Origin of the sequence: Hyphomicrobium sp. GJ21 (genome assembly GCF_001006785.1) — a bacterium.
Taxonomy (GTDB): Bacteria; Pseudomonadota; Alphaproteobacteria; order Rhizobiales; family Hyphomicrobiaceae; genus Hyphomicrobium_B.
On sequence record NZ_CDHO01000003.1, the window covers coordinates 667,020 to 683,667 of the forward strand.

Consider the following 16,648-nt stretch of genomic DNA (forward strand, 5'->3'; position numbering starts at 1 on the left):
TTTGGGGGAACCGTTGTCCTTCCTTAGATGGGTTAGCCCATGCTCGTTGTCATTGCCGCTTCTCGTTTCATGCCTCGTATTCTCCGATTTTGCGTGCTGGCGGCTTTGCCCGCTCTCGCTCTTTCAGCCTGCAGTCAACAATCTGAAAACAAAGACGCCCAGGTCCGCCCCGTTCGCACCATTACGGTCGAGAAAAGGGACGCCGGTATTCCGCTGGTCCTGACCGGCCGTATTGAATCGGCCGACGAAGCATCTCTCGGCTTCCGGATCGCCGGGCGCATGTTTGAACGTACTGTGAGTGTCGGTGATCGTGTTCAGGCCGGGCAGATCATTGCGCGGCTTGAACCTCAAAATGAAATGAATGCTTTGCGCTCCGCGCAAGCCAATCTTGCCGCTGCTCAGGCGCAGCTCGTCGAAGCGAGCAATCGCTACGAGCGTCAGGCGAAGCTTCTCTCGCAAGGTTGGACGACGCGCGCCAATTACGATCAGGCGGAAAAAACGCGGCAAACGACGAGGGCTCAGGTTGACGCTGCGGAAGCACAAGTGGAATCGGCACATGATCTCGTAAGTTTCACCGAGCTTAAGGCCGATGCGCCGGGTGTGGTGACGGCGGTAGGCCCGGATTCTCACGAAGTCGTTCAGGCCGGACAAATGATCGTTCGCCTGGCACGGCACGAAGGTCGCGACGCCGTTTTTGACGTACCTGCGCGAGCGTTGCGCGCGGCAGAAGGCGACACCGAAGTTCTCGTCCATTTGACGGATGATCCGAAGGTCACCGCAAATGGGCGCGTGCGGGAGGTGGCGCCGCAAGCCGATCCGACGACGCGAACGTTTCAGGTGAAGATTGGCCTTACCGATCCGCCCGAGGCCATGCGGCTCGGCGCGACGGTGACCGGAACAGTGCACCCGAACGCCGATCCCGTCATCGAGATTCCCGCAAGCAGCTTGACCAGGATAAACGATCGTCCAGCTGTCTGGATCGTTGATCAAACCACCGATACCGTATCGTTGCGCAACGTCGATGTTGCGCGTTTCGACCCTGCAACCGTCGCGATTGCGGAGGGGCTCGATTCCGGCGAGATCGTCGTCACGGCGGGCGTTCAAGCGCTCCATCCCGGTCAAAAAATTCGCATTCTCGGGTCAAACTGATGCGCATCAATCTCTCAGAATGGGCGCTGAAGCACCGCTCGCTCGTTGTTTATCTGATGATTGTCGCGGTCGTCGCCGGCGTAATGTCGTACTTCCGGCTGGGCCGAAACGAGGATCCGGCATTCATTATCAAAACGATGGTTGTCTCGGCCGCGTGGCCTGGAGCAACGATTGACGACACCGTCAAGCAAGTGACAGAGAGAATTGAGCGCACTCTGCAGGAGACTCCGCATCTCGACTATATGCGTAGCTCCACGAGCGCGGGCCTGACGACGATCTTCGTCAATCTGACAGGCGACACGAACGCCCGCCAGGTTGCGGATACTTGGCGGCACGTTCGCGAAATTGTCGGCGACATGCGCCACACGTTGCCCAACGGCGTGCTCGGCCCTGCCTTCAACGATAAATTCGGCGACACATTCGGCATCATCTATGGGTTCACTGCCGATGGTTTCAGTGGGCGCGAGCTTCGCGACTACGTGGAGGACATTCGCTCAAAACTCTTGCAGGTCACTGACGTTTCGAAGATCGAAATACTAGGCGCACAAGACGAGCGGATCTTTGTCGAATTTTCCGTGAAGGAGCTGGCAACTCTGGGTATCGATCGCTCGGCGCTTATCGGCGCATTGCAGGCCCAGAACGTGGTTCGTCCCGGCGGAACGATCCAGACAGGTAATGAGAAAGTCTCGCTTCGCGTTTCAGGCGCTTTCAGATCCGAGCAGGATCTGATGAACATCAATTTTGCCGTGAACGGGCGCATGCTGCGTTTGAGTGATATTGCTCAGGTACGGAGAGGCTATGCCGACCCGCCACAGCCTCTCTTTCGCGTCAATGGCAAACCGGCGATCGGCCTCGCCATTTCGATGCGCGACGGCGGTGATATCCTGGCGTTAGGAACGAATATTAAAAAAGTTATGACGTCAGCGACCGCCGATTTGCCGATCGGTATAGAGCCAATCCTGGTGGCTGATCAGGCCGTCACGGTGAAAAGCGCCATTGGCGAGTTCATGACGTCGCTTTGGCAGGCGATCGCCATTATCCTGGCAGTGAGTTTCATAAGTCTCGGGGTGCGCCCGGGACTGGTCATTGCACTCTCTATACCGCTGACGCTTGCAATCGTGTTTTCGGTGATGGAGCTGGTGCATATCGACATGCAGCGCATCTCTCTTGGCGCGCTGATTATCGCGCTCGCCCTGCTCGTCGATGATGCGATGACCACGACGGATGCGACGCTCAATCGACTGTCTCATGGCGACGACAAGATGGAGGCCGCAACGTTTGCGTTTCGCACGTATGCCTTCTCCATGCTCGCCGGAACGCTCGTGACTATTGCAGGTTTCGTTCCTGTCGGCTTCGCGCAGAGTTCGGCCGGAGAATACACCTTCTCGCTCTTTGCCGTCGTTGCGATCGCGTTGATTGTGTCTTGGTTCGTCGCGGTTATTTTCGCGCCGCTTCTGGCTGTGGTCCTTCTGAAGCCTCCTGCCACGACAGGTCCCGCCGAGCCAAGCAAGATTTTAACAGCCTATCGCAATTTTTTGAGTAAAGCGGTCAAGATGAAATGGGCGACCATTCTGCTGACGGTCGCTTTGTTTGCGGCATCGCTACTGGCTTTGCCGCTCATTCCAAATCAGTTTTTCCCAGCGTCCGACCGCCCAGAGCTTCTTGTTGATCTGAGGCTTCCGCAGAATGCGTCCATCTACGCGAGCGAGGACGTCGCCAAGAGATTTGACGAAGCGCTGAAGAACGATGAAGACGTTCTTCGCTGGAGCGTTTATGTCGGACGAGGCGCCATACGATTTTACTTACCGCTCGATGTTCAGCTTCCCAACGATTTTTTCTCTCAGGCCGTTGTCGTAGCCAAGGACGTAAAGGCACGCGAGCGATTGCAAGCGAAGCTTGAAAAATTGCTTGCGAATGAATTTCCAAGTCTCGTCAGCCGCATTTCGCCTTTGGAACTTGGGCCACCCGTGGGCTGGCCAATCCAATATCGCGTGAGCGGGCCTGAAATCGGGAAAATCCGCGAAATTGCTTTCAAGCTTGCGCAGGTGATTTCATCCGATCCTTTAACGGAAAAGGTCAACTTCGATTGGATCGAGCCCGTTCGCGAGGTGCGCATCACGATCAATCAGGATGAAGCAAGACTTTTGGGTTTGAGTTCCAGCGCACTCGCTTCGGTATTGAATACGGTTGTCTCCGGCGACACCGTTACTCAAGTGCGTGACGATATCTATCTCATAAATGTCGTCGCGCGGGCGACCGATGAGCAGCGCGTATCGCTTGCGACATTGCGCAATCTGCAAGTGTCTCTGGCCAACGGCCGGACCGCACCCTTAAGCCAATTTGCAACATTTGAGTATGCGCAAGACTACCCGCTCGTTTGGCGTCGCGACCGCATTCCGACGCTTACAGTTCAAGCGAACGTCAAAGCAGGATCTCTGCCAGAAACGGTTGCTGATCAGCTTTCAACCGGTATCGATGAGTTAAGAAAGACATTGCCTGCTGGCTATGCCGTCACGATTGGCGGAACGGTCGAAGAAAGCCAGAAGTCTCAGGCATCCGTCGTCGCGGTTATTCCGCTCATGCTGCTCATTATGCTGACGGTTCTTATGGTCGAACTCCGAAGCTTTCAGCGTCTGGGCCTCGTCTTGAGCGTTGCTCCGCTCGGATTAATCGGTGTCGTCGGCGCGCTTCTTCTATCCGGACGTCCGCTTGGCTTCGTGGCCATCCTAGGTATTCTGGCGTTGCTCGGCATGATCATCAAGAATGCGGTGATCTTAATCGGCCAAATCGAAAACGAGCGTGCACAGGGCAAAGAGGTGGTGCAGGCCGTTATCGACGCGAGTAGCCTACGCTTCAGGCCGATTATGTTGACGGCCGTTTCGACAGTCCTTGGAATGATCCCGATCGCCCCGACCGTCTTCTGGGGTCCCATGGCATTCGCGATCATGGGCGGTCTGCTCGTGGCGACAATACTTACGTTGGTGTTCCTGCCGACGGTATATGCGGCATGGTTTGGTCGGGCAAAGGACGCTGCCGTCAAAGACGTCCCTGCTGTAAGCGGGATGTAGGTTCGCTCGAAGCTTTGCCACATTCAGCGGCAGGGTCCTGATCAGCGATAGCCTTTACGGACGCCATATCCATTCCCGTTTTGTCGGAATGTATTCGCGGCTGCTGGAGCAATGGGAGAGGCCCTTTTTATCCAAAGCCTACGAGCGGGCGATAACGCTCCAACCGGCGCTCTCTGCACGAACGAAGGAACCAAGCATCTGGTCCTGCTCGGTGTTTTCCAATCAAATGCAAGACTGAACGAACGCTAGTGTCTTTGATCATTCGTCATAGACGACACGAATGACCGCATTCAGAATTCACACTTGTGGCCGTCGATATAGCTGTATAAATATATCGTAGACGTTACGGCTCGGGGGAGCCGGGTACTTTGGGGGAAGTCGTGTCTGAGTTTTTACGCGCCGCTTATCCGGCTGTGCATCGTCTTGCGACATACGCAATCGTCGGACGTGCCGTCTCAACTGGCATCGCCCCAGACGAGACGGCTTCTTTGACATCGCCTGCAAAAGCCAACGCGCCTCCACAGATCCGCGCGACATAAGGCGCTAACGGCTTCCGAAAGAAGCCGATCACCAAAGCAAACACATTCAAATCAAAACGCTCCGCCCTTCATGGCGGCTTGCGTAAAACCGCGTATCCCGTTGGGAAGAAGCACAATGAAAAAGAAACAACTTGCGCTCAGTGGTGCTCTGCTGCTCGTTCCGATCGCTGCACTTGCTCAACAGGCGAATACCGGCGACGCCGAACAGAATCTTCCTCCAGTCACGGTGCTCTCGGACAAGAAAACTGAGACGCCTAAGCGCAAGGTCAAGAAAAGCAGCGCATCTAAAAAGGCAAAATCGACACCTTCCAACGTGCCGGATCAATCACCGGGCCAGGAAGATTTATTGGCTGGGGATGCGCACGGGTTACAACTCGACAGCCAGGGTATACGACCACCGTCCGTAACAGCGCAGACCGTCGGTGGCGTCATCGTGAGTGATCCGACGCTCGGACGCGTGAGCAGCGTCAGTCGGGAAGGGATCAATATTCTTGGCGGTCCGGCGCAGACGAGCTTCTATCAGGCCGCGAGCATCATACCGTCGGTCAACGTCGAAAGTCCTGACCCGTTTGGTCTCAGCGCCACGCGAAATATCAATATCGCGGGAAAAGGTGACTTTCACCTTTCGCGCACCATCAACGGTCTCCCGATCATGGGAATCGTCGGCGGCAATGACCTCTATGACCTCCAGAACGTTTCGCGCCTCGACGTGTACCGAGGGCCTATTCCGGCCGATAGAAGCCTGGGAATTTCGAATGCTTCCGGCGTAATCAATCAGGTTCTTCTTGGGCCGCAGAGCACGCCCTCGGTCTTTGCCGAGCAGAGCTTCGGCTCGTGGAACTTCAATAAAACGTTCGCCCGCGTCGACACCGGTCTGCTCAGCACGGGCACGGAGCTTTTCATTTCTGGATCAACTGCCAGCGCAGACAAATGGTCGGGATCGGGCGATGAATCGCGCGATAACTTCGCCGTCGGACTGAGCCAGAGAGTTACCAAAGATCTCAAGGTCGACATCAACGCGGTCTACAGCAAGTTCGAGGGCAATCCCTACAAGGCGCTCACCTACGCGCAGACGCAGAATCTCAGCCAATACTACGGACTCGATTACGATAAGACCTTCAATCCGGCGAACAAAGCGAACTACTACAAATTCAATCGCGTAAGTTCTGAGGACTACGCCGTATTCGCCAGCGTCGACTATCGGCTCGCGGAAGGGCAGCACATCGTATTCAAGCCCTACTATTGGAATAACGATGGTGAGCAATGGTCCGGTGTCGGATCGGGCGCTAACGGTCAGCTCCAGATCTGGCGACAGCAGAACGACAATCTCGGTGGCGTGCTGGAATACGACGGGCACTTCGGGACAGGCACGGATGTTGTCGCGGGATACTGGTGGCAGTCGCTTGCACCGCCGCCGCCGCCGACCGATCAGCGCCGGTTCAACATTTCAAATACCGGCGCGCTGACCTTCGCGAACTGGAATACGATCGCGAAAATCGACAACTTCGTCGTCAACAGCCCTTACGTTCAACTGACGCAGGAATTCGGCACCGTATCCGTAACCGGCGGCGTTCGTTACATGAGCCTCGGCGCGCCGGAGATGCGTTATTACCGGACGGCAGGCGTTCCTAACGGAACGCTCGATGAAGCTTTGTCGTATCCCGGCCTTTCGGAATACAGCGACGCGTTCGTGACGGCGCGCGACTACAATGAATTCCTGCCCAACTTCGGCATCACGAACGAATTTGGAGGCGGCTGGAGCGCCAATTTCTAATATGGCCGCAACTTCGGACGTCCGGATTGGGGCCCACAGGCAAGCAATTACATCTCTAATCGCACCACATTCCAGTCGAAGGGCATCGATCTCCAGGATCTCGTCGACAACGTCCGGCCTGAGATCGCGGATCAATTCTCCGCTCAGCTTCGCTACAACAATCACGGGCTGACCATCGTTCCGGGCGTCTTTTACGCACTTCACGACCACAAGCAGGTCAAGATCAATGATCCGGCTGTCAATAACCTCGCGTATTACGTTGGCACGGGGTCGACCACCGAATACGGGGCGGAACTGCAAGCCTCGTACAATTTCGGCGATCAGCTCTTTGCGTTCGCGTCGGCGACGCTGTCGTCCGAAACGTTCGACGGCGATACCCAGACATTGAGCGGCGGCTCTCCGATCAAGACGAAAGGCAATCAAATTCCGAATACGCCGCGCGCAATGTTCAAAGCCGGCGTCACCTATTCCTGGTATGACTTCGCGTTTACGCCGGTCGTTCGCGTCATCGGCGAACGTTACGGCGACGCGCAGAACAAAAATAAGGTGCCCGCCTACACGGTCACCGATTTCACGGTCGCCTACAACATCAGACAGAAGCTCGGCCTGGAAGAAGCTACGCTCAAGTTCGGAGTCGTGAACTTGTTCAACAAGGAATACATCTCGGAGATTTCGCCGAGCGACACCGATCTCAGTTCGGATGCGCAGTACTACGTCGGTGCGCCGCGGACCTTTATCGGCACCGTCGCGGTCAAGTTCTGAGGATCGCCAATGGGGACGCTGCCAGCGTCCCCATTTTCCATTTGAACGACGGAGGGCAAAGTCCGTCGATAGCTGGATACCGCTTCATGCGCGTTCGATGCCCAGGCGTCCTCCATTTGCGAGCTTTATGGCTTGCCATCCTTCTCGCAGTCGCGACCGCGGTGCCGTCGTTTGCCGGTCGACTCGTGACGGACATGGCCGGGCGCTCCGTTGAGGTGCCCGACAAGATCACGCGAGTTGGAACGATCGGGCCAGTTCCTGTTCTCAACAGCTTCGTTTTCGCGATCGGGGAAGCGGGATCGATCGCAAATAACCTGCCGCCAAATCTCGGCGGTCCGCGCTGGCGGTTTCAGTACGTCGTCGCGCCGGGTCTGGCGAGCCGTCCAGTCATCCAGACTGGACAGGGTCCGAACATCGAAGGTGTGATCGAGGCGTCGCCGGATGTCGTCCTGACGATGGATCGCGCGACGATCGATCAGCTCGCGCGCACGCATGTTCCGGCGCTGTACTTGTCGTGGCAAAAACCCGACGACGTCAAATCCGTGATGCATCTGCTTGGCGAGCTATTTGGAAGGCACGATGCGGCGGACGCCTATAACAAATATTTTGATCAAACGATGAAGAGGGTCGCCGACCGCACGGATGCATTGCGGGACGATCAGCATCCGCGAGTGCTTTATGCCAATTACAGAAGTCTTACACAGCCGCATAAAATCGCCGAGTGGTGGATCGCCAAGGCGGGCGGGCGCAGCGTCACCGATGATGGACGGATCGGAGAAGCGTTCAACTTTTCGATCGAGCAAATTCTCGCATGGGATCCGGAGGTGATCATCGTCACAACCGAGAACGATATCCCAAATGTCTACGGTGATGCGCGGCTCGCCAACGTATCGGCCGTCAAGACCAAGCGCGTTTTCGCCATTCCAATGGGAGTGCACGCCTGGGGAAATCGAACCGTCGAGCAGCCGCTTACGGTGCTATGGGCGGCGAAGCTATTTCATCCCGATCTCTTTGCCGATGTCGCGATCGAAGACGAAGTCCGAAATTTCTATTCCAACTTCTTCAAGGTCGAACTCAGTCGCGATGATGCGGAGACGATTTTGACGGGTCGCGCCGGAGCACCGAAATGATTTGCAATCATTCGAGCGATTCTTTCGCCGCTGTAATAATGAGGGGATGATGCGGCAATACATGAAGCCTGCAGCGCCAACATTCCGCATCGGCCTTTCCGGGTGCGCGGGAGGGCTTGAAGCGATATCGTCGTCGCGGCTGCTCGACTTGGCGGAACAGGCCGAGGCGTTGGGCTTCGAAGGCTTGTGGCTCAATGAAGAGCACTTTCAGGGTAGCATCGTCGAAGTCGAAGGACGGCGTTGTCTTTCGCCGCTTGTTCTCGCTTCGGCGATGCTGGCGCGTACGCGGCGCCTTCGAATCGGGTTCTCGGTGTTGCTGCTGGCGCTGCATCATCCGGTACGGCTAGCGGAAGAAATCGCGACGCTCGACGTCATTTCGGATGGGCGCGTGGACTTCGGAATCTCACGTGGAGCCAACCCACGCTACCTCGAGGTTTACGGCATCGATCCGGAATCGGCGAATATCAGTTTTCAGCCGAGGCTGGAGTTTTTATTCGAAGCTTGGCAGGATCGCAAAGTACCCTTCGGCGAGAATTCGTATTCCATCGAACCGAAGCCCGTTCAGAAGCCGCATCCACCCGTTTTCATCGGAACGTATACGGAGGAAACGGCCGCATGGGCGGCGCGCCAGGGGCACGCGATCATCTGTCATGGCATTACGAACATGGCGAACCAGCGGCGCATGATGCGGGCATTCAAGGACGCGGGCGGTGATGTCACCCGCGTGCCGTTCGGGCGTTTCGTCTACGTCAGCGAGACGGATGCCAGCGCGCGAGAAGAGCTCTGGCCGACGGTTTTAAAACTTGCAGGCAGGCTGAAGGGCTTCGGTCTTTTCAATCGCAAGGGGATTTTGACGGAAGGCGACCTCGATCCCGAGGTGTTCTACCGCGAGATGGTGATCGCCGGGAGCCCGGAGACCTGCGCGCGACGCTTTCTCGAACTCCATGACGAACTCGGCATCACCTACCTCAACGCACTGAGTGCATTCTTCGGGTTTTTGCCGTTTGATCTTTTGGATCGCTCGCTCACGCTTCTCGGGCGCGAAGTTCGGCCCCGCGTCGAGCAAGCTCTCACTTCGCGGCTGACGGCATGAAGCCCGGCGGCGCGGCCGCGCCAATATTTTCGTTGGGTGTTGTGCTGCTTGCCGCCATGGCGTTTTCTCTGGCGCTCGGACGCTATCCGCTCACGCTGAGCGATATCGGAGAATTTGTGCAAGCGAGCCTGGGATTGCGCGAGCTTGCGCCCGAACGCTATGCGCTGCTTCACAACATCATTGTCGATATTCGTCTGCCGCGTGTACTCGCCGCCGCGCTGATCGGTGCGGCGCTTGCGATTTCCGGCACGGCGTTCCAAGCGATATTCCGCAATCCACTCGTCTCACCCGGGATTCTGGGCGTGCTTGGCGGCGCAGGTTTTGGTGCAGCGATCGGCCTACTGATTTCCGGGCACTGGATCGTGGTGCAGTTGCTGGCGTTTGCGATGGCACTGCTGGCGGTGGCGCTCGGCATTCTGATTGCCAATCTGTTTGGCCCCGGAACGATGGTCACGCTCATTCTCGGCGGGATCATCAGCGGAGCACTCTTCACCGCGCTGCTATCGATCGTCAAATATACCGCCGACCCTTACAATCAGCTGCCCGCGATCGTTTATTGGCTGATGGGAAGTTTGCAGTCGATCGAGATGAAGCATATTTCCGTTGTGACCGTACCGATTATGGCGGGTATCGTCGGATTGACGCTGTGTGGCCGGGTGCTCGACGCGTTGTCGATGGGTGACGACGAGGCGCGCACCCTCGGCGTTCCCGTCAAGGCCGTGCGTTACGGCGTGATCATTGCGGCAACGCTGATCTCGGCGCTCTCAGTCTCGATTGCTGGCATCATCGGTTGGGTCGGTTTGATGGTTCCGAATTTCGCACGATTGCTCTTTGGGCCTTCCAATGCGCGGTTGCTGCCGCTTTCCGCGTTGCTGGGTGCGTTGTTCCTACTGTGCGCCGATTGTCTTGCGCGCGGCGTCACCACGGCGGAAATTCCGATCGGCATCGTGACGGAGTTGCTCGGGATTCCGGCGTTCATTCTGGTGCTTGGCCGCACGCGGCGGGCGTGGCTCTAACAGTTCGGAACGGAACGTTGACGGACGTGCAGCGAGAAGCCGGATCGGATGTTCCTTCGGCAGGACGCGTTGAAGCCCGCGATGTGCATTTTTGCTTCGATAAGCGTGAGATATTGAAAGGCGTCAGCCTCGTCTTGGAGCGAGGCGAGGTTGTATCTCTCCTCGGCGCCAACGGAGCTGGAAAAACAACGCTGCTGCGGCTGCTGCTGGGGTTGCTGGCTCCGACCCAAGGAGAAATCTTCGTTGAGAATTTGCGTCTCGCGTCGTTGAGTAGCCGACAGATCGCGACGCGCATTGCCTATGTGCCGCAAGTCCACACGACGCCGTTTCCTTATACGGTTCGCGAAGTGGTGTTGATGGGACGGCTGCCAAAAAGAAGCCTATTGAGTAGCCCCCGAGAAGTTGATCATGTCGCCGTACAGTCGGCGCTTGATAAACTCGAGATTCGTCATCTTGCGGACCGGGTCTATAGCGGTATTTCGGGCGGCGAGCGCCAGCTAGTGCTTATCGCACGCGCACTCGCCCAGGAGGCTTCCACCCTAATACTGGACGAGCCGTTATCAAATTTGGATTTCGGCTATCAAGTAAAGATCGCGCAGCATCTGAAGGATCTCGCGAAAGACGGTCATTCGGTCCTGATAACCTGTCATGATCCTCAATTCGCTTATCAAGCGTCTAGCCGCGTCGCATTGCTCATCAACGGCCGCCTGGCTCAAGAAGGAAGTCCTCACCAAATCCTGAATAGCGCAAGCTTGCGAAGCCTCTACGGAATCGATGTCGAATGTGTTTCGCTGAGTAAAGATCGCGCCGCATTTTTCCCGCGCGAGCCAAGCTAGACAGTCCAATGGAGCCCGTTGAATTGAGCACCTGGCGACAGTTTCTGATCGGATTTTTGAGCCGCGTTGGAGTTCGGCGAGGAGCACGCAGCCGGCGCGCATGCGCAGGTGATGCATGAAATCCAGATGCAGTTCCTGCCCGCGCCTGCGTCAACGTCAGGCAGACAAGTCCGCGACCATGCTTAGCCATGAAGTTGACGGCGTCCGGCGTCGCCATCTGCGTCGGAATAATGAGGTCGCCCTCGTTCTCGCGGTCCTCCGCGTCCACCAGAATGACCATGCGGCGCGCCGGGGATTTTGCCGCCCCATGTCGTGACCGTCAGGCTGTGCGGAACTCGGACCCCGTCGCCAGCGGCTTGATCGAAGTCGCAGTCAGGCAGACGCCGTTGCAGCAGATCGACAACCCAGCATCCTCCGGGCGGAGGACGTGGGCCGTGCATATGACAAACCTACCGGCCGATTTGGACGTGACCTCACCGACGTCCGTATTCAATCCTGTAAACATCGCCTAACGTCATTCCTTTGCCGTGAAGCGGTGAAACCGCCACATCGATCACTCCCCATCACGCGACGATCCCGAGCGAAAGCGCCAAGGGCCGAGCTGACGCGCGACGGCACTTAGCGCTTCGTCGTCGGACGGCGCGCCGGCCATATGTCGAAAACGCTAATTGTGGGACATCCCTGCTAGTGCTTCTTCTGGCTCGCCGCATCGTCGAGCTCGACACCGCAGCGCTCGCCGATATCGAGATGCCTGCGCGCATCGGCGGCCAACTCGCGAATCCGCGCGCGCTCGAAACGTCCATTACTGTCCGAACAAATTCGGCGATGGCGGATCGCAGCGTTTTCGCCCCACGCCCGGCTGTCCTTAACCTGGCTATCCTCCCTTCCTCAGAACGGACGGCACATCGATTACTCCTAGCCGCAAGAAAGACAGTTTATGGCTCTTAGCCATCCGCGGAACCCTAGTGAGTTATTAAGTGCGGCTCAGGCGTAGATCGGAAAGCGCTCGCAGAGCGCCGTCGCCTTGGCCTTGACGGCTTCCTCGACGGCGCCGTTGTTCTCTTCGCCGTTCTTTGCGAGGCCTTCGAGCACTTCCGAGATCAGACGGCCGATCTCCTGGAACTCGGCGACGCCGAAGCCGCGCGTCGTGCCGGCCGGCGAACCGAGGCGAATGCCCGACGTCACCATCGGCTTCTCGGGGTCGAACGGAATGCCGTTCTTGTTGCAGGTGATATGCGCGCGGCCCAGCGCCTTCTCGGCCTTGTTGCCCGTGATCTTCTTCGGACGCAGGTCGACGAGGATGAGGTGCGTGTCGGTGCCGCCCGAGACGAGCGCGAAGCCGTTCTGCACCAGCACCTCGCCAAGAGCGCGGGCGTTGTCCATCACGTTCTTCATGTAGACCTTGTAGTCGGGACGCAGCGCCTCGCCGAATGCAACGGCCTTGGCAGCGATGACGTGCATCAGCGGGCCGCCCTGAATGCCAGGGAAGATCGCCGAGTTGACCTTCTTCGCGATGTCTTCGTCGTTCGTCAGGATCATGCCGCCGCGCGGACCGCGAAGCGTCTTGTGCGTCGTCGTCGTCACGACGTGCGCATGCGGGAACGGGCTCGGGATGAGACCAGCCGCCACGAGACCGGCGAAGTGCGCCATGTCGACGAGGAACGTCGCGCCGACTTCGTCAGCGATGGCGCGGAAGGCCGCGAAGTCGATCTTGCGCGGATAGGCCGAGCCGCCGGCGATGATGATGCGCGGCTTGTGCTCATGCGCCAGCTTCTTCACTTCCTCCATGTCGATGAGGTGCGTGTCCGGCTTCACCGTGTAGTGCACGGCCTTGAACCACTTGCCCGACTGGTTGACGGGCGCGCCGTGGGTCAAGTGACCACCGGCTGCGAGCGACAGACCGAGGATCGTGTCGCCGGGCTTTGCGAGCGCGTTGAATACGCCCTGGTTCGCCTGGCTGCCGGAGTTCGGCTGCACGTTGGCGAAGCCGCAGTTGAACAGCTTCTTGGCGCGATCGATTGCGATCTCTTCGGCGATGTCGACGAACTGGCAGCCGCCGTAATAGCGCTTGCCCGGGTAGCCTTCGGCATACTTGTTCGTCAGCACCGAGCCAGCGGCGTCGAGGACAGCCTGCGAGACGATATTCTCGGAGGCGATGAGCTCGATCTCATGCTGCTGGCGACCAAACTCTTTCTGGATCGCGCTGAAGATTTCGGGATCGGTTTCCGAAACATGCGCCTTGAAAAAACGCGACGTCTGCGAAGTTCCAGCGGCCGGTGCGGTCGACATCAGGGTTTCCTCTGAAAAAGGATGATTTTTTGAATTCTGGCATTTCGGGCATGGACCACGCCGAATGGTCGAAATGAGCCCGCTAGCGTATTTCCCGCGCTGGAAGAGGAGGCGGGATTCGATTGGCGAGATCTGCTTTGCAGATCACATTGGGCAACCTCATTGCCTCGACCGAGAAGGTGGGAAATTTGATCGAGTGCTCTCGGAACATCAGCCCATTGGAGCGCAGGTGCCTTCTCAACGGTTTTCTGGTCAAAGCCAAACGGATCTTCTCCGCATTCGCATTTTGTCACGGGAGAAGGAGTTGCGGGTTTATTATTCCCTCAACTCCCTCCGCGCTTTGACATGCTGTGATTGGGTAGGTCAGCGTTAGTAGCTAATCATGGCGCCAGCACCGACATATTGAAATCCTTTATAGCTCACTCCGACTTGGTTATCGTCCGCATAATCAAGGTGACGATATTTCAACCAAATCGACATGGCTGCTGCATCGATTTCCTGCACGACTCCAATACCCCAAAGCTTAGTTGTGTTTTCGGTCGCATCGAAGTTGTTCGCGATTTGCGCTGATTGCGAAAATTCCCCGGTGCCATGCACGTGCAAGAACTCGCTGTAGAGGACGCTATGGCCGAGCGAATTCCAACTCCGCCTAATTCCGCCTTTCAGGTGGTATGCCTCCGATTGCCCCGGAGCGGAGTCATAGCTATCGTGTCCATAAGCTCCGTAAGCAAACAAACCTGTGGGAATGTGCTGAAGGTATGCAGCCGCTTGAAAATACTGCTGAGTAGCGCTCACTCCTAGATTAAGATTCTCGTCAGTGCTCTCAAAATATGCCGCCGTAGCGGTAATCTTGAAATCAGCCCACTCGCCGGCGTATCGCCCGGCAAGCGACCAGATGTCGTCCTCGCCCCAAGAGGCCGATCCCGAAAAACCCGCGAAGGTCGGCGAGTCATATCGAACGACGTTCCTTGGAAAACCATCGCAATCGCCCAGGGCTCCGCCGGCGCTCTGGCAGTATCTCCCGCCGCCCCAGATCAAGGCCGATTCGGATGCTGTTCGTACAGGACCTGTCGGGCCGACAAACGCCCCATTTTTCATCCGTATGCCGAAGCTATTAACATCGTAAGCGACCCAGTTCGCAAAAAGTGCCGAGCCTGAACCATCGATGAAAATGGCCGCGTGGGTCGATGCCGTATGTTGCTTTCCGACCGACAGCTTGCCGAGTTGATCGCTCTTGATGAACCAATACGACTGCAGGGCCGAAACTCCGTTGGACCCCGATGTTTGGCTTACGACATTGAACCCGTCAGCTCGATCTTGATTGGTCGACAAGCTGTCCGATCCAATTGTTTCAAGATGCAAAACATAACCTGCCGTCCAACCTTGAGTGATTGTCGCTTCACCAGTAAACTTCACATTGCTCGCAATTCCCGATCCGAGATCGTGAACATAGGCGTTCGACTCTGAACCGTCGTCCCACCACATCACCTGCTGGCCGATCCATCCCGATACGGTGAGTGAAACCTTGCGGTTTCCCTTACGCGCGGTGGTGGCCTCCAATTCCGCTATGCGTTCCTCAAGATCGGCGCAGCAATTGCCGCCCAGATCAGCGGCATCCGCTGGTACCCCCCACGCCAACAGCCCTGCCAGGCTGAGTAGTACAGGCGCCCCAAACTTCATCTTGCTCATTTCCATTGCCCCTAATGCGACCGTTACTCCGGCCAATTCGCACTCCCCACCAACTATCTTCACTTTTCTATTTAACTTTAATTCGCGATTCTCATGATAAAAACCGCTACATTTTAATTCCAGTTTTTCGCTGTTGCTAAAAATTGAATTCACAATTCAATGAATATCTTACTCATAAATCTGATTACGATCAGCCCTTCCAAATTTTTGGAATTATACAAACTCGGCAGCCGCCAAAAAGGCGCTATTATTATTGATTTTCTCGTCATTTTTGATGCATTTGGCACTAGAACCGAGCCGTATTCTTTTCCAAAGACAGCGCGAGCCAAATCACCAATCCGAACGAGCACTCTTCAATTGCCCACAATCAATTCGGTGATTGCGTTTAGCGTACTCGAGATATACCAATTTTCGTTTTTTTATTCTGACAGTGCGTGAATGGAAATCCCGACCCCGATACGAGCCGACCTTGAGGCGGCTAGTGACGACGCCGAATTCACTCTCTCCAAAAGCTGATCGTTCCCCACTTTCAACGCGTACCGCGCCGCATCTCGAAAACTTCTTTGGTCTTACGATCCCCCAAGCACGGAGCCACTACGCTATCACCATATAAGCTACTTTAAATGCTTTTATGTGTCAAAAGAATTTAAGGATGATGCCACAAGTTTTTTTGGACTCGCCTTCGACCATTAAAGCCAGGCGTTTTAAGCTAGAACGATCGTGCGATTTTTATGAGCTGCGCGCAGGCACGCACCCCGTCGCCACCTTTGCCGCGCAAACCGCCTTCAGCACGGGCTAACGCTTGGGCACGAGTATCTACCGTGAGAATTGCATTACCGACCGGCACTGCCTGCTGAACCGCAACATGCATCAGCCAATGATTGGTGTTGTTGCAAACGACATCGTAATGTGCCGTCTCGCCGCGAATGACACATCCGAGCGCAACCACGCCGTCAAATTTCAAGATGCCCGCCTTGCGCGCCGCAACGGCGGCAGCAAACGCCTGTGGAATTTCTAACGCACCTGCAACAACGATTCGCTCGTACGTAATGCCGTGCTGACCGCACGCTAGGGCGGCGCCTTCGACAAGCAAATCTGCAATATCTTCGTAAAATCTCGCTTCAATGAAAAGAATATGCGCTCGAAGGTGAAACGCGGCGTTTTCCTTCAAAGGCGCTGGCAACGTGCTCCGAACCATATCGAGTTCTCTATAGCTTCTGTTGACAGGTTAACTCCGGAGCAAACTGTCCAGCAGATCAGCAGATCATGCCCGCCAAGCCGCTGATGATCTGTTGGCCCGCGC

10 protein-coding genes and 3 pseudogenes are annotated in these 16,648 nt (G+C 56.6%); 8 read left to right on the forward strand and 5 right to left on the reverse strand.

What is annotated here, in order from left to right; genetic code table 11:
• Positions 1–69 precede the first annotated feature (69 nt).
• From HYPGJ_RS11480 to HYPGJ_RS11510, 8 genes and pseudogenes are all read left to right on the forward strand, one after another.
• A complete protein-coding gene (locus HYPGJ_RS11480; protein ID WP_046848350.1) occupies positions 70–1,149 on the forward strand; it encodes an efflux RND transporter periplasmic adaptor subunit in 1,080 nt (359 codons plus the stop codon).
• Positions 1,149–4,217 (forward strand): efflux RND transporter permease subunit, encoded by a 3,069-nt coding sequence (locus tag HYPGJ_RS11485; RefSeq protein WP_046847288.1) that lies wholly within the window; start codon positions 1,149–1,151, stop codon positions 4,215–4,217. Before HYPGJ_RS11480 ends, HYPGJ_RS11485 begins: the two co-directional genes overlap by 1 nt.
• A gap of 654 nt (positions 4,218–4,871) precedes the next feature.
• Complete coding sequence (locus tag HYPGJ_RS19475; protein ID WP_052750887.1) at positions 4,872–6,530, forward strand: hypothetical protein; 1,659 nt, start codon at positions 4,872–4,874, stop codon at positions 6,528–6,530.
• A gap of 12 nt (positions 6,531–6,542) precedes the next feature.
• Positions 6,543–7,292 (forward strand): annotated as a pseudogene (locus tag HYPGJ_RS18795) (TonB-dependent receptor); the annotation flags it as partial.
• Between the two features lie 86 nt (positions 7,293–7,378).
• Positions 7,379–8,422 carry an ABC transporter substrate-binding protein gene (locus HYPGJ_RS11495; protein WP_046848351.1) on the forward strand — a complete coding sequence of 348 codons (1,044 nt, stop codon included), beginning with the start codon at positions 7,379–7,381 and terminating at the stop codon, positions 8,420–8,422.
• Positions 8,423–8,471: 49 nt separating this feature from the next.
• Positions 8,472–9,515: an LLM class flavin-dependent oxidoreductase gene (locus tag HYPGJ_RS11500; RefSeq protein WP_052750959.1), complete on the forward strand. Its 1,044-nt coding sequence runs from the start codon at positions 8,472–8,474 to the stop codon at positions 9,513–9,515.
• Complete coding sequence (locus HYPGJ_RS11505) at positions 9,512–10,531, forward strand: iron ABC transporter permease (protein WP_046847289.1); 1,020 nt, start codon at positions 9,512–9,514, stop codon at positions 10,529–10,531. Before HYPGJ_RS11500 ends, HYPGJ_RS11505 begins: the two co-directional genes overlap by 4 nt.
• 26 nt (positions 10,532–10,557) lie before the next feature.
• Positions 10,558–11,367 (forward strand): ABC transporter ATP-binding protein, encoded by an 810-nt coding sequence (locus tag HYPGJ_RS11510; protein WP_046848353.1) that lies wholly within the window; start codon positions 10,558–10,560, stop codon positions 11,365–11,367.
• A gap of 139 nt (positions 11,368–11,506) precedes the next feature.
• Here HYPGJ_RS11510 and HYPGJ_RS18800 read toward each other — a convergent pair.
• From HYPGJ_RS18800 to ribH, 5 genes and pseudogenes are all read right to left on the reverse strand, one after another.
• Positions 11,507–11,647 (reverse strand): annotated as a pseudogene (locus HYPGJ_RS18800) (3,4-dihydroxy-2-butanone-4-phosphate synthase); the annotation flags it as partial.
• A gap of 488 nt (positions 11,648–12,135) precedes the next feature.
• Positions 12,136–12,273: pseudogene (locus tag HYPGJ_RS19480) on the reverse strand (transcriptional repressor NrdR); the annotation flags it as partial.
• 78 nt (positions 12,274–12,351) lie between these two features.
• Positions 12,352–13,656 carry a serine hydroxymethyltransferase gene (gene glyA, locus HYPGJ_RS11520; protein ID WP_046847291.1) on the reverse strand — a complete coding sequence of 435 codons (1,305 nt, stop codon included), beginning with the start codon at positions 13,654–13,656 and terminating at the stop codon, positions 12,352–12,354.
• A 369-nt stretch (positions 13,657–14,025) separates the two neighbouring features.
• Entirely contained in the window at positions 14,026–15,345 is a 1,320-nt protein-coding gene (locus HYPGJ_RS11525) for a porin (RefSeq protein WP_046848354.1), read from the reverse strand.
• Between the two features lie 709 nt (positions 15,346–16,054).
• Entirely contained in the window at positions 16,055–16,543 is a 489-nt protein-coding gene (gene ribH, locus HYPGJ_RS11535; RefSeq protein WP_046847293.1) for a 6,7-dimethyl-8-ribityllumazine synthase, read from the reverse strand.
• Between the last annotated feature and the right edge of the window lie 105 nt (positions 16,544–16,648).

Bases quoted from the DNA above. Each gene is read 5' to 3' on its own strand.
- HYPGJ_RS11500 (WP_052750959.1), top strand. From the start codon at position 8,472: ATGCGGCAATACATGAAGCCTGCAGCGCCAACATTCCGCATCGGCCTT.
- HYPGJ_RS11525 (WP_046848354.1), bottom strand. From the start codon at position 15,345: ATGAGCAAGATGAAGTTTGGGGCGCCTGTACTACTCAGCCTGGCAGGG.
- ribH (WP_046847293.1), bottom strand. From the start codon at position 16,543: ATGGTTCGGAGCACGTTGCCAGCGCCTTTGAAGGAAAACGCCGCGTTT.
- HYPGJ_RS11495 (WP_046848351.1), top strand. From the start codon at position 7,379: ATGCGCGTTCGATGCCCAGGCGTCCTCCATTTGCGAGCTTTATGGCTT.
- glyA (WP_046847291.1), bottom strand. From the start codon at position 13,656: ATGTCGACCGCACCGGCCGCTGGAACTTCGCAGACGTCGCGTTTTTTC.
- HYPGJ_RS11480 (WP_046848350.1), top strand. From the start codon at position 70: ATGCCTCGTATTCTCCGATTTTGCGTGCTGGCGGCTTTGCCCGCTCTC.
- HYPGJ_RS11485 (WP_046847288.1), top strand. From the start codon at position 1,149: ATGCGCATCAATCTCTCAGAATGGGCGCTGAAGCACCGCTCGCTCGTT.
- HYPGJ_RS11505 (WP_046847289.1), top strand. From the start codon at position 9,512: ATGAAGCCCGGCGGCGCGGCCGCGCCAATATTTTCGTTGGGTGTTGTG.
- HYPGJ_RS19475 (WP_052750887.1), top strand. From the start codon at position 4,872: ATGAAAAAGAAACAACTTGCGCTCAGTGGTGCTCTGCTGCTCGTTCCG.